This is a genomic window from Streptomyces tagetis, from assembly GCF_018069565.1.
GTDB lineage: Bacteria > Actinomycetota > Actinomycetes > Streptomycetales > Streptomycetaceae > Streptomyces > Streptomyces tagetis.
In genome coordinates this window covers 1,393,371-1,405,731 of the sequence record NZ_JAGPNL010000001.1, presented here as the reverse complement: position 1 = coordinate 1,405,731, position 12,361 = coordinate 1,393,371, and the positions used below count along the sequence as shown (strand labels likewise).

Sequence of the window (12,361 nt, the reverse complement as noted above, 5' to 3'; positions counted from 1 at the left end):
GGGGACGCGGTGGCGCGGGGTGTCGCGCCGCCGCGTCAGCGCGCGTTGAGGTCGAGCAGTTCGGTGATGCGCTCGGAGTGACGGCGGGCCTCCTCCCGGGGGTCGCCGCCGGTGAGCACCTTGGTCATGTACTCCTTGATCGGGTTGTCCGCCTCGACCGCGCCCCAGCGGGGTGTGCCGGGGGTGGCGCGGCCGTGTGCGGCGCCGGCCGCCATGGCCGCGACGCCCTCCTCGCCGGCGACGGCGTCGGCGAGGGACTCCTTGTTGGGGACGTAGTTCATGGCGCGGGCCAGTTCGGTGTTCCACTTGGCGCCGGCGAGGGCCTCGATCACCTGGACGGCGCCCTCCAGGTTGTCGGTGTTCTTGGGGACGACGAGGTCGGAGCCGCCGGTGAAGACGGCGCCGGGCCGGTCGGCGGTCTTGCCGGGGACGGGGAAGAAGCCCAGCTTGCCCTTGAGTTCGGGGTTCTCGCGCACGATGCTCTGGGCGACGCCGGGCACGGCGATGATCTGGCCGACCCGTCCCTTGGCGAAGACCCCGGCCTGCGGCGGGTGTTCCTCGTCGGCGTCGGCGGGGCCCCGGCCGAGGGCGTGCAGTTCGCGGTAGAACTCCATGCCGCGCAGGGCGGCGGCGCTGTCGAGGGAGCCCTTCCAGATGCCGCCGTCCTGCCGGGCGAGTTCGCCGCCCTCGTCCCAGATGAAGCCGGAGAGGGTGTACCAGTCCTGTCCGGCCAGGTAGATGCCCTGGGCGCCGGCGGTGTCGAGCTTCTCGGTGGCGGTGATCCACTCCTCGCGGGTGCGGGGCGGCTCGCCGATCCCGGCCTCCTCGAAGAGGTCCTTGCGGTAGATGACGACGCGGTTGGCGGCGTACCAGGGGATGCCGAACTGCTGGGACATGTACTGGCCCGGTTCGGCGAGGCCGGGCAGCCATTCGCGGATGCCCCAGTCGCGCATGGCCTCCAGTGTGAGGTCCTGGAGGCGGCCCCCTTCGGCGTACTGGGGGACCTGGGTGTTGCCGACCTCGACGACGTCCGGGCCGTCGTCCCCGCCGTCGGCCTTGAGCGCGGCCTGCACCTTCTCGCCGATGCCGGTCCACTCCTGGATGCGGATGTCGAGGGAGAGCCGCGGGTGCTCGCGCTCGAACTCCTCGGTGAAGCGGCGCAGGAAGTCCTGCGAGGCGCTGTTCTTCATCAGCCACACGGTCACGGAACGCCGGTCGTCGGCGCCGCCTTCGGACATGAGGCCGCAGCCGCCGAGCAGGGAGGCGGAGACACAGACAAGGGCGAGCAGGCGACGACGTCTCACGAGGGGGTCTTTCTGTCTGGCGGACAGGGGGGCGGCGGGCGGACCGGAGTCCTGCGCACGCGAAGGGAGACCCGACGTGGGGGACGAGCCAATGGCTCGAACGGGTGACTGGGATTTTGGTATGGACCAATCGGAAGGTCAAGACCAATGCGAAGGTCATGGCGCTTTGGCCGGTCCGCCGGCCGCCCCGTCGCCGCCTCGCGCCCGGCGCCGGGGTGGGGCACCGTGGAGTGACGTACGGCGCGGGCGGGACCGCCGCCGCCGTGCCCGCGCGGAAGGGAGCACCGGCATGTCGAACCACACCTACCGGGTCACGGAGATCGTCGGCACCTCGCCCGACGGCGTCGACCAGGCCGTCCGCAACGGGATCGCCCGTGCCTCGCAGACCCTGCGCAACCTGGACTGGTTCGAGGTGACGCAGGTGCGCGGCCAGATCGAGGAGGGGCAGGTGGCGCACTGGCAGGTGTGCCTGAAGGTCGGCTTCCGCCTGGAGGGCACCGAGGACTGACGTCCGGACGGGGCCGGGGCGTGCCGGGCCCGCCGGTCCGTCAGGTGCGGCCCTGGCGTTCCTGCGCGTCCCTCAGTGCCGCCGAGGGGATCGCCCAGTCCGCCCGGACCACGGTGAACCCGGCCCGGCGGGCGTCCTCGCAGACCAGGGCGTCGTCGTCGACGAGGACCCGGACCTCGCGGGTACGGGCGAGCCGGCGCAGCACCTCCAGCTTGGTGAGCCGGGCCGGCCTGCGGTCGGCGTCGCGCCGCATGTGCACGGGCCCCTCGGGCAGTCCGTGCGCGGACAGCCAGTCGTGGGTGTCCCGCCGGCAGCGCTCGGGCCGCCCGGTCAGGTAGACCACCTCGCAGACGCGGGCGCTCTCGCGCACCAGGGCGATGCCCTCGGCGAGCGGCGGATCGTCGGGCGCGGCGGCGAAGAAGGCGTCCCAGTCGCGCGGCCGGCGCTCCAGGAAGTGCTGGCGGTGCGCGGTGGAGGCGAGGGTGTTGTCGAGGTCGAACACGGCCAGGGGGCGCGCGAGGCGGTCGGTCACGCCCCCACCGTAGGCGAGCCCGGAACGGCGCGGGGAATCCCGGCGGCGCGCGGGCGTTGAACCTGATGTGAGCTCCGTGATCGCCTCCACCCCGTTCTCCGTCCTCGACCGTTCCCGCGTCCGGGAGGGCCACGACGCCGCGCGGGCGCTGCGCGACACCGTGGCGCTGGCCCGGGAGGCGGAACGGCTCGGCTTCCACCGCTTCTGGGTGGCGGAACACCACGGGGTGCCCGGGGTGGCCGGTTCGGCGCCGACCGTGCTGGCCGCCGCCGTGGCCGGGGCGACCCGCCGCATCCGGGTCGGTACCGGGGGCGTGATGCTGCCCAACCACCGGACGCTGGTCGTCGCCGAGCAGTTCGGCGTGCTGGAGTCGCTCTTCCCGGGGCGGATCGACATGGGGCTCGGCCGCTCGGTGGGCTTCACCGACGGGGTGCGCCGGGCGCTGGGCCGGGACAAGGAGGACGCGGAGGACTTCGAGGGACAGCTCGCGGAGCTGCTGGGCTGGTTCCGGGGCACCTCCCCCACGGGCGTGCGGGCCCGCCCCGCCGAGGGGCTGCGCGTCCCGCCGTTCGTGCTGGCGATGGGCGAGGGCGCGGAGGTGGCCGCGCGGGCGGGGCTGCCGATGGTCATCGGGGACCTGCGCGGCCGGGACCGGATGCTGCGCGGCATCGAGCGCTACCGCGCCGGGTTCCGCCCCTCCCCCTGGAGCGCGGAGCCGTACGTCGTCGTGTCGGGGACCGTCGCCGTGGCCGGGACGCCCGAGGAGGCGCGGCGGCTGCTGGTGCCGGAGGCGTGGTCGATGGCGCACGCCCGCACCCGCGGCTCCTTCCCGCCGCTCGCCCCGCCCGAGGCGGTCGAGGCCCGCACGATGACCGCGAAGGAGCGCGAGCTGTACGACGCCGGTCTCCAGGGGCACATCGCGGGCACCGAGGAGCAGGTCGCGCGGGAGCTGGAGGCGCTGCTGCGCGCCACGGGCGCCCAGGAGGTCCTGGTGACGACGAGTACGTACGACCGGACGGCCCTGCTGGACTCCTACCGCGGGCTGGCCCGGATCGTCGGAGCCGGCCCGGCGCGGGACGCCGCGGTTTGTCCCGGGGGCGCGGACGGCGGACGATGACGACGGAGCGTCACGGCCCTCCGCGACGGCGACCACCGTGACCTCCGCCCCCGTCCTCCGCCCTCCGTCCTCCGCCCCCTGTCCTCCTCCGTCCTCCGTCGCCGACCGAGCCCCCGCCCGCCCGACCGCACCCGACCCCACCCCGTACGGAGCCCCCATGCACAGCCCCCACGACCCCTACGTCCGGGTGCGCGGCGCCCGTGAGCACAACCTCCAGGGCGTGGACGTCGACGTCCCGCGCGACGTCGTGGCCGTCTTCACCGGGGTGTCGGGCTCCGGCAAGTCCTCGCTGGCCTTCGGCACCGTCTACGCGGAGGCGCAGCGGCGCTACTTCGAGTCGGTCGCCCCCTACGCGCGCCGGCTGATCCAGCAGGTGGGGGCGCCGAAGGTGGGCGAGATCACCGGCCTGCCGCCCGCCGTCTCGCTCCAGCAGCGCCGGGCGGCGCCGACCTCGCGCTCCTCGGTCGGCACGGTCACCACCCTCTCCAACTCGCTGCGGATGCTCTTCTCGCGCGCCGGGACGTATCCGCCGGGGGCGCCGCGGCTGGACTCGGACGCCTTCTCCCCGCACACGGCGGCCGGGGCGTGCCCGGAGTGCGAGGGGCTGGGCCGGGTGCACCGCGTGACCGAGGAGTCGCTCGTCCCCGACCCGTCGCTCTCGATCCGCGAGGGTGCCGTGGCGGCCTGGCCGGGTGCCTGGCAGGGCAAGAACCTGCGGGACGTCCTGGACGCGCTCGGCCACGACGTGGACCGGCCCTGGCGGGAGCTGCCGGCGCGGGAGCGGGAGTGGATCCTGTTCACGGACGAGCAGCCGGTGGTGACGGTGCACCCGGTCCGGGAGGCGGGCCGCGTCCAGCGCCCGTACCAGGGGATGTACACCAGTGCCCGCCGCCATGTCCTGAAGACCTTCGCGCAGTCCCGGAGCGCGGCGCTCAGGGCGCGGGCGGAGCGCCATCTGACCAGCGAGCCCTGCCCGGTGTGCGGCGGGGCCCGGCTGCGGCCGGAGGCGCTGGCGGTGACCGTCGGCGGGCGGACCGTCGCCGAGCTGGCCGCGCTGCCGCTCGCGGACCTCACCGGCGTGCTGCCCACCGAGGGCGAGACGGCGCGGGTGCTCACCGCCGACCTCGTCTCCCGGGTGGCGCCCATCGTCGAACTGGGCCTCGGCTACCTGAGCCTGGACCGGCCGGCGCCGTCGCTGTCGGCGGGCGAACTCCAGCGGCTGCGGCTGGCGACCCAGTTGCGCTCGGGGCTGTTCGGCGTGGTCTACGTCCTCGACGAGCCGTCGGCGGGGCTGCATCCGGCGGACACGGAGGCGCTGCTGACGATCCTGGAGCGGCTGAAGGCGGCCGGGAACTCGGTGTTCGTGGTCGAGCACCACCTCGGCGTGGTCCGCGCGGCCGACTGGATCGTCGACGTCGGCCCGGGGGCGGGGGAGCACGGCGGCCGGGTGCTGTACAGCGGCCCGGTGGACGGGCTGGCCCAGGCGGCGGGGTCGGCGACGGCCCGGTACCTCTTCGGCGGCCGGACCGCGCCCGCCCGGCCGGTGCGCGAGGCCCGGGGCACGCTGACGGTGGGCCCGGTGACCCGGCACAACCTGCGCGGGGTGCGGGCCGAGGTGCCGCTCGGCGTGCTCACCGCCGTGACCGGTGTGTCGGGCTCCGGGAAGTCGACGCTCATCGGCGCGATCACCGAGGACCTGCCGGGCGTGGGACGGCTGGTCCGCGTCGACCAGAAACCCATCGGGCGCACCCCGCGCTCCAACCTGGCCACGTACACGGGGCTGTTCGACGTGGTGCGCCGGCTCTTCGCCGACACCGACGCGGCCCGCGAGCGCGGTTGGGGCGCCGGCCGGTTCTCCTTCAACACCGCCTCCGGCGGGCGCTGCGAGACCTGCCAGGGCGAGGGGTTCGTCAGCGTGGAGCTGCTGTTCCTGCCGAGCACGTACGCGCCCTGCCCGGACTGCGGCGGGGCGCGCTACGAACCGGCGACGCTGGAGGTGGCGTACCGGGGGCGGAACATCGCCCAGGTGCTCGACCTGACGGTGGAGGAGGCGGCGGTGTTCTTCGCCGACCGGCCGGCGGTGGCGCGCGGTCTGTCCGCGCTGCTGGCGGTCGGCCTCGGCTACCTGCGCCTGGGCCGGTCCGCGACCGAGCTGTCCGGCGGGGAGGCGCAGCGCGTCAAGCTGGCGAACGAGTTGCAGCGGGGCCGGCGCGGGCACACGCTCTACCTGCTGGACGAGCCGACCGCGGGGCTGCACCCGGCCGACGTCGAGGTGCTGATGGGCCAGGTGCACGGGCTGGTCGACGCCGGGCACACCGTGGTCGTCGTCGAGCACGACATGAGCGTGGTGGCGGGCGCGGACCGGGTGATCGACCTGGGTCCGGGCGGCGGCGACGCCGGGGGCCGGATCGTCGCGGCCGGGACGCCGGCCGAGGTGGCGCGGGCGGCGGAGAGCGCGACGGCGCCCTATCTGGCGCGGGCGCTGGCGGACGGCGGCACGCGCCGGTGAAGCGCCTTCACCGGCGCGTGCCGGGGTGGTGACGGCCGCCGCCACTCACTCGCGGCCCCGCCACGTGTCGCCTTCCTCGTCGGACATGGTCTCCGCCTCGATCCGCTCCTTGCGCACCCGGCCCCGTACGGTCTCCTCCTCGGTGTGCTGCTCGGTGGTGAGCCGGACCCGCTCGACGGGGACCGTCTCGGTCTCCACCACGGGGCGTTCCTCGTGCAGGACGACCTCGTGCTCGGCCTCGCCGATGTCGGTCCCGGACAGGGCCGCCTCGCGGTTGGCCTCGGTGATCGGCTCCCGTTCCACGCGGACTTCCTCGTGGCTGATGGGGACGGTCTGCTGGACGTCCTCGGTGACGACGTACTTGCGCAGCCGGGCCCGTCCGCTCTCGCGCCGCTCGACCCGGACGCGTATCTGCTCCTCGGAGCGGGTCATGGCGTCGTCGCCCGGTCCGGTCCGCCCGGCCTCGCCCCGGCGTCCGGCGGTGTCCGCGGTCCCGGCCAGGCCCGCCGCTCCGGCGGCGCCCGCGGCCATGCCGGTGCCCATGCCGGTGCCGGTACCGGTGTCCATGCCGGTGTCGGTCCCGGCCGCGGTCCCGGCGGCGGTGGTGTCGTCCGGGGCGGGCCGCTCGGCCTCGCTCAGCACGCTGTCCCAGTTGATGCCGTAGTAGTCGTAGAGCCGGTGTTCCTCGCTCTCCGACAGATGGCCGCCCGCGTCGACGTCGACGCTGGGTGCGCCCTTGACCTGGTCCTTGCGGTACGGGACCTCCAGGTGGTCCTGGACGAGCGAGGCGTCGTGGACGGGCACGAACGACTCGTTGGAGCCGAGGAGGCCCGTCCTGACGGTCACCCACTCGGGTCGCCCGGTCATGTCGTCGAAGAACACGTGCTTGGCGTCGCCGATCTTGTTGCCGTCGCCGTCGTAGACCGGCTGGTCCAGAACGTTGGCGATCTCTTCACGGGTGATCATCTGTCATCACCCTCCTTCCGGTGCCTGCCCTCCGGTTGTCCGTATCGGCAACAAGAAAACGGAACATCTGTCACAAAAGACACATATTCTGCGACTCCGCCGCGCCGTGATGACCGAGCGTGGCGGCCGGGACCCCCGCGTGTCCGGACCGGGCCGCCGCGCACAGGGAGCGGCGGTCGCGGTGACGGCCGGGCGGGAGGGCGGGGAGGACGTCCACCTCGGCGCTCAGGTGCCGCGCCGAGACCACCCGCCAGACGGAGGCGAGCAGGGTGTCCTCGCCGACGAACGCGGCGGCCGTGGCGGTCGCCCCGGCGCCGGTGCGGTAGCGGACGCGGACCGGCTGGACCGGCACCCCGGCGTCCAGGGCGGACTGGAAGACGGCCCGGCGGTAGCGCCCCCGGGCGAGGCCGCACCAGGTGCTGCCCTCGGGGAAGACCGCGACGGCGGCCCCCGCGCGCAGTACCCCGGCGATCCGGGCGACGGTGCCGGGCAGGGCGCGCGGCCGGTCCCGCTCGATGAAGAGGGTGCCCGCGCGCGCGGCGAGCGCCCCCGCCACCGGCCAGCGGCGGATCTCGCTCTTGGCGACCATGCGGGCCGGGCGCACGGCGGCGAGCAGCGGGATGTCCAGCCAGGAGACGTGGTCGGCGACGAGCAGCAGCCCGCCGGCGGGCGCGGCGGCGCCGCTGATCCGGACCCGGACGCCGGCGGCGCGGACCAGCGCCCGGCACCAGCGCCGCACCCAGGCGTCCGGGACGAGGCGGCGCAGTGGCGCCAGGGCGGCTCCGGCGGCCAGCACGGCGGTGACCGCGACGAGCCGCGCCAGGGCGCGCGGGAGCGCCGCCGGGCCCGCTCCCCGGCGCACGCAGGCGGCGGGGGTGCAGGGCGCGGTGGGCGACCAGGTGTCCATCAGGCGGGGAGGAGCGAGAGGAAGTGCCGCAGGTAGCGGGGGTCGACCCGGTTCATCGGCAGCAGGACGTACAGGTCGGCGACGCCGAAGTCGGGATCGTGCGCGGGCTCGCCGCAGACCCAGGCGCCGAGGCGGAGGTAGCCGCGCAGCAGGGCGGGCACGTCGGTGCGGCCGGCGGGCACGGCGGTCCGCGGCTGCCAGGGCAGCAGCGGCCGGACGCGGTACTCCTCGGGGGCCAGGTGCCGGTCCCGTACCCGCTCCCAGGTGGCGGCGGCGACGCGTCCGCCGTCGGCGAGCGGGAGGGAGCAGCAGCCGGCGAGCCAGGCGTGGCCGCGCTCGGCCATGTAGCGGGCGAGGCCCGCCCATATGAGGCCGATGACGGCGCCGTCGCGGTGGTCGGGGTGGACGCAGGACCGGCCGACCTCGACCAGGCCGGGCCGGATCGGGGCGAGCGGGGCGAGGTCGAACTCGCCCTCCGCGTAGAGCCGTCCGGCGACGGCGGCGCGCTCGGGCGGCAGCAGCCGGTAGGTGCCGACGACCTGCCCGGTGATCTCCTCGCGGACCAGGAGGTGGTCGCAGTGGGCGTCGAAGGGGTCGATGTCGAGTCCGGGCTGCGGGGTGGCGAGCAGGGCGCCCATCTCCCCGGCGAAGACGTCGTACCGCAGCCGCTGCGCGGCCCGTACGTCCTCCTCGTCGCGGGCGAGGGAGACGGTGTAGCGGGTGGGCGCGGGGGGCTGCGGGGGACGGTCGAGGGCCAGTACGCCGGTCATGGCGGGTCTCCTGACTGGGGGCCGGTGCGGCGGCAGCGGGCGGCGGGCCGTGGGGTACGGTCCCGTCGCTCCTGTTCTTCCGTTGCCGGTTGGCGTCCGCGTGACCTGGGCCGGGAGACGGGATGAGGGGAGGGTGAGGGGATGCTGAACGACGCCGGTCCGGGAATGCGAGACGGGGCCGGGAATGAGCACCACACCCGGCCCCGCCCGTCCGCACCTTCCCGGCGAACGACTGTCGTGGCCCCGGGGGCTGGGGCCCGCGTCAACAGCGCTGAGGGTCAGTACACCTAGCGCTTGGCCACCTTGCGGGTGGCGCGCAGCCACTCCTTGTTCATGCTGGTGATGGACATGAGCGGGATGCCCTTCGGGCAGGCGGTGGCGCACTCCCCGGCGAGGGTGCAGCCGCCGAAGCCCTCCTCGTCCATCTGCGCCACCATGTCGAGCACCCGGGTCTCCCGCTCGGGGGCGCCCTGCGGGAGCACGTTGAGGTGGTTGATCTTCGCGGAGGTGAAGAGCATCGCCGCGCCGTTCGGGCAGGCCGCGACGCAGGCGCCGCAGCCGATGCACTCGGCGTGCTCGAAGGCGAAGTCGGCGTCCGGCTTCGGCACCGGCGTGGCGTGGGCCTCCGGCGCGGCACCGGTCGGCACGGAGACGTAGCCGCCGGCCTGGATGATGCGGTCGAAGGACGAGCGGTCGACGACGAGGTCCTTCACGACCGGGAAGGCGGAGGCCCGCCACGGCTCGATGTCGATCGTGTCGCCGTCCGAGAAGGACCGCATGTGCAACTGGCAGGTGGTGGTGCGCTCGGGGCCGTGCGCGTCGCCGTTGATGACGAGCGAGCACGCGCCGCAGATGCCCTCACGGCAGTCGTGGTCGAAGGCGACCGGGTCCTCGCCCTTGAGGATCAGCTCCTCGTTGAGGGTGTCGAGCATCTCCAGGAAGGACATGTCGGGCGAGATGCCGTCCACCTCGTACGTGGACATGGCACCGTCGGCGCCGGCGTTCTTCTGCCGCCAGACGCGCAGGGTGAGCTTCATGCGTAGCTCCGCTGAGTGGGGTGGACGTACTCGAAGACCAGGTCTTCCTTGTGCAGGGCCGGGGCCTCGCCCGTACCCGTGAACTCCCAGGCGGCGGCGTAGGAGAACCGGTCGTCCCTGCGCTCGGCCTCGCCGTCGGCGGTCTGGGACTCCTCGCGGAAGTGACCGCCGCAGGACTCGGAGCGGTGCAGGGCGTCGAGGCACATCAGCTCGGCCAGCTCCAGGTAGTCGACGATGCGGTTGGCCTTCTCCAGCGACTGGTTGAACTCCTCGCCGGTGCCCGGCACCTTGATGCGGCGCCAGAACTCCTCGCGGATCGCCGGGAGCGACTCCAGGGCCTTGCGCAGACCGGACTCGGTACGCGCCATCCCGCAGAACTCCCACATCAGCTCGCCGATCTGGCGGTGGAAGGAGTCCGGGGTGCGGTCGCCGTCGACGGACAGCAGCAGGTTGAGCCGGTCCTCGGTCTCGGCCAGCACCTCCTGCACCTGGGGGTGGGAGGTGTCCACCTCGTCCTTGTGCGGGTTGCGGGCCAGGTAGTCGTTGATGGTGGCCGGCAGCACGAAGTAGCCGTCGGCCAGGCCCTGCATCAGCGCGGAGGCGCCGAGCCGGTTGGCCCCGTGGTCGGAGAAGTTGGCCTCGCCGATGGCGAAGAGGCCGGGGACGGTGGTCTGGAGGTCGTAGTCGACCCAGAGCCCGCCCATCGTGTAGTGCACGGCGGGGTAGATGCGCATCGGCACCCGGTAGGGGTCCTCGTCGGTGATGCGCTGGTACATGTCGAAGAGGTTGCCGTACTTGGCCTCGACCGCCTCGCGGCCCATCCGCGCGATGGCGTCGGCGAAGTCCAGGTAGACGCCCTGGCCGCCGGGGCCGACGCCGCGGCCCTCGTCGCAGACGTTCTTCGCGGCGCGGGAGGCGATGTCGCGGGGGACGAGGTTGCCGAAGGAGGGGTAGATGCGCTCCAGGTAGTAGTCGCGCTCGTCCTCGGGGATCTCGTTCGGCGGCCGGTCGTCGCCCTTGCGCTTCGGCACCCAGATACGGCCGTCGTTGCGCAGCGACTCGCTCATCAGCGTCAGCTTGGACTGGTGGTCGCCGGTGCGCGGGATGCAGGTGGGGTGGATCTGGGTGAAGCAGGGGTTGGCGAAGTAGGCGCCGCGCCGGTGCGCCCGCCAGACGGCGGTCGCGTTGGAGTTCATGGCGTTCGTCGACAGGTAGAAGACGTTGCCGTAGCCGCCGGTGGCGAGGACCACGGCGTCCGCGAAGTAGGTGTCGATCTTGCCGGTGACCAGGTCGCGGGCGACGATGCCGCGGGCCCGGCCGTCGACGACGATCAGGTCGAGCATCTCGGTGCGGGCGTGCATCTCGATGGTGCCGGCCGCGATCTGCCGGGACAGCGCCTGGTAGGCGCCGAGCAGGAGCTGCTGGCCCGTCTGGCCGCGGGCGTAGAAGGTGCGCGAGACCTGGACGCCGCCGAAGGAGCGGGTGTCGAGCAGGCCGCCGTACTCGCGGGCGAAGGGCACGCCCTGCGCCACGCACTGGTCGATGATCTCCACGGAGATCTGCGCCAGCCGGTGCACGTTGGACTCGCGGGAGCGGAAGTCGCCGCCCTTGACGGTGTCGTAGAAGAGGCGGTGGATCGAGTCGCCGTCGTTGCGGTAGTTCTTCGCGGCGTTGATGCCGCCCTGCGCGGCGATGGAGTGGGCGCGGCGCGGGGAGTCCTGGTAGCAGAACTGGACGACGTGGTAGCCCTGTTCGGCGAGGGTGGCACCGGCGGAGCCGCCGGCGAGCCCGGTGCCGACGACGATGACGGTCTGCTTGCGCCGGTTGGCGGGGTTGACCAGCTTCGCCTCGAAGCGGCGCGTGTCCCAGCGCTCGTTGATCGGTCCGCCGGGGGCCTTGGTGTCGGTGACCGGGGCACCGGTCGTGTAGTCGGCGTAGGAAGTCATCTTCAGCTCACCACTCCGGTCATGACGCCCACGGGCACGGCGATGAAACCGGCCGTGAGCAGCAGCGCGAGGACGTTGGCGACGGTCTTCAGGGCGCGGTCGCGGGTGCGGCTGCCGGCGCCGAGGGTCTGGGCGGCGCTCCAGAAGCCGTGCCGGATGTGCAGGCCGAGCGCGAGCATGGCGACGAGGTAGATGACGTTGCCGTACCAGGTGGAGAAGGTGTCCACGACGTTCTGGTAGGGCTTGCCGGCCTCGAAGCCGCCGGTGTGCACGGTGCCGGTGGTCAGGTCGAGGATGTGCCACACGATGAAGAGGCCGAGGATGATCCCGCCCCAGCGCATGGTGCGCGTGGCGTAGCTCGCCCGCGCCTTCTTGTGCACGTACTTGCTGGGCCGGGCCTTGATGTCCCGGCGGCTGAGCTGGTACGCGGAGACGGCGTGCGCGACCACGGCGACGACCAGGACGACGCGGACCAGCCACAGGGTCCACTCGTAGTGCATGATCGGCTCGCCGAGCGTGCGCAGCCAGTGGGCGTAGCGGTTGAACTCCTCGGCGCCGAAGTAGATCTTCAGGTTCCCGATCATGTGGGCGACCAGGTAGAGGAGCATGACGAGTCCGCTGACCGCCATCACCGTCTTCTTGCCGACGGTCGAGTCCCACACGGTGCGCGCCATGGACGGCCGTCGGTCCGTCCGCGTTGCCAGAGCCATGTCACAGGACGTTACGGGCACCAGGGCCTATCGGTCCAAGACATGGTCCCGGTCG

Annotated in this window: 11 protein-coding genes; 3 read left to right on the top strand and 8 right to left on the bottom strand. The window is 73.6% G+C overall.

Features of this window, described 5'->3' with window-relative positions; translation table 11 throughout:
* Positions 1 to 35 precede the first annotated feature (35 nt).
* On the bottom strand, positions 36 to 1,238 hold the full coding sequence (locus tag J5Y05_RS06070; protein WP_210869741.1) for an extracellular solute-binding protein: 1,203 nt from the start codon (positions 1,236 to 1,238) through the stop codon (positions 36 to 38).
* 355 nt (positions 1,239 to 1,593) lie between these two features.
* Here J5Y05_RS06070 and J5Y05_RS06065 point away from each other — a divergent pair, with 355 nt between their 5' ends.
* Entirely contained in the window at positions 1,594 to 1,812 is a 219-nt protein-coding gene (locus J5Y05_RS06065) for a dodecin (protein ID WP_210868832.1), read from the top strand.
* A 40-nt stretch (positions 1,813 to 1,852) separates the two neighbouring features.
* On the opposite strand, the gene J5Y05_RS06060 is transcribed toward J5Y05_RS06065, so the two are convergent.
* The gene (locus J5Y05_RS06060) at positions 1,853 to 2,344 is read right to left on the bottom strand and encodes a phosphatase domain-containing protein (RefSeq protein WP_210868830.1); all 492 of its coding nucleotides are present in this window, start codon (positions 2,342 to 2,344) and stop codon (positions 1,853 to 1,855) included.
* Between the two features lie 67 nt (positions 2,345 to 2,411).
* Here J5Y05_RS06060 and J5Y05_RS06055 point away from each other — a divergent pair, with 67 nt between their 5' ends.
* Both J5Y05_RS06055 and J5Y05_RS06050 read left to right on the top strand, forming a co-directional pair.
* A complete protein-coding gene (locus J5Y05_RS06055; RefSeq protein ID WP_210868829.1) occupies positions 2,412 to 3,461 on the top strand; it encodes an LLM class flavin-dependent oxidoreductase in 1,050 nt (349 codons plus the stop codon).
* Between the two features lie 157 nt (positions 3,462 to 3,618).
* A complete protein-coding gene (locus J5Y05_RS06050; RefSeq protein ID WP_210868827.1) occupies positions 3,619 to 5,970 on the top strand; it encodes an ATP-binding cassette domain-containing protein in 2,352 nt (783 codons plus the stop codon).
* Positions 5,971 to 6,015: 45 nt separating this feature from the next.
* Here the strand turns inward: J5Y05_RS06050 and J5Y05_RS06045 are convergent, their stop codons facing one another.
* The 6 genes from J5Y05_RS06045 to J5Y05_RS06020 all read right to left on the bottom strand — a co-directional run bounded on the left by J5Y05_RS06045 (position 6,016) and on the right by J5Y05_RS06020 (position 12,270).
* Positions 6,016 to 6,936 carry a DUF2382 domain-containing protein gene (locus J5Y05_RS06045; protein ID WP_210868825.1) on the bottom strand — a complete coding sequence of 307 codons (921 nt, stop codon included), beginning with the start codon at positions 6,934 to 6,936 and terminating at the stop codon, positions 6,016 to 6,018.
* 70 nt (positions 6,937 to 7,006) lie between these two features.
* Complete coding sequence (locus tag J5Y05_RS06040) at positions 7,007 to 7,843, bottom strand: lysophospholipid acyltransferase family protein (protein ID WP_210868824.1); 837 nt, start codon at positions 7,841 to 7,843, stop codon at positions 7,007 to 7,009.
* On the bottom strand, positions 7,843 to 8,613 hold the full coding sequence (locus J5Y05_RS06035) for a GNAT family N-acetyltransferase (RefSeq protein WP_210868822.1): 771 nt from the start codon (positions 8,611 to 8,613) through the stop codon (positions 7,843 to 7,845). The genes J5Y05_RS06040 and J5Y05_RS06035 overlap by 1 nt, the downstream gene beginning before the upstream one ends.
* 287 nt (positions 8,614 to 8,900) lie before the next feature.
* Positions 8,901 to 9,650, bottom strand: coding sequence for a succinate dehydrogenase/fumarate reductase iron-sulfur subunit (locus tag J5Y05_RS06030; protein ID WP_210868820.1), 750 nt, complete (start codon positions 9,648 to 9,650; stop codon positions 8,901 to 8,903).
* On the bottom strand, positions 9,647 to 11,596 hold the full coding sequence (locus J5Y05_RS06025; RefSeq protein ID WP_210868818.1) for a fumarate reductase/succinate dehydrogenase flavoprotein subunit: 1,950 nt from the start codon (positions 11,594 to 11,596) through the stop codon (positions 9,647 to 9,649). The genes J5Y05_RS06030 and J5Y05_RS06025 overlap by 4 nt, the downstream gene beginning before the upstream one ends.
* A gap of 2 nt (positions 11,597 to 11,598) precedes the next feature.
* Positions 11,599 to 12,270, bottom strand: coding sequence for a succinate dehydrogenase (locus tag J5Y05_RS06020; RefSeq protein WP_210869739.1), 672 nt, complete (start codon positions 12,268 to 12,270; stop codon positions 11,599 to 11,601).
* Positions 12,271 to 12,361 lie beyond the last annotated feature (91 nt).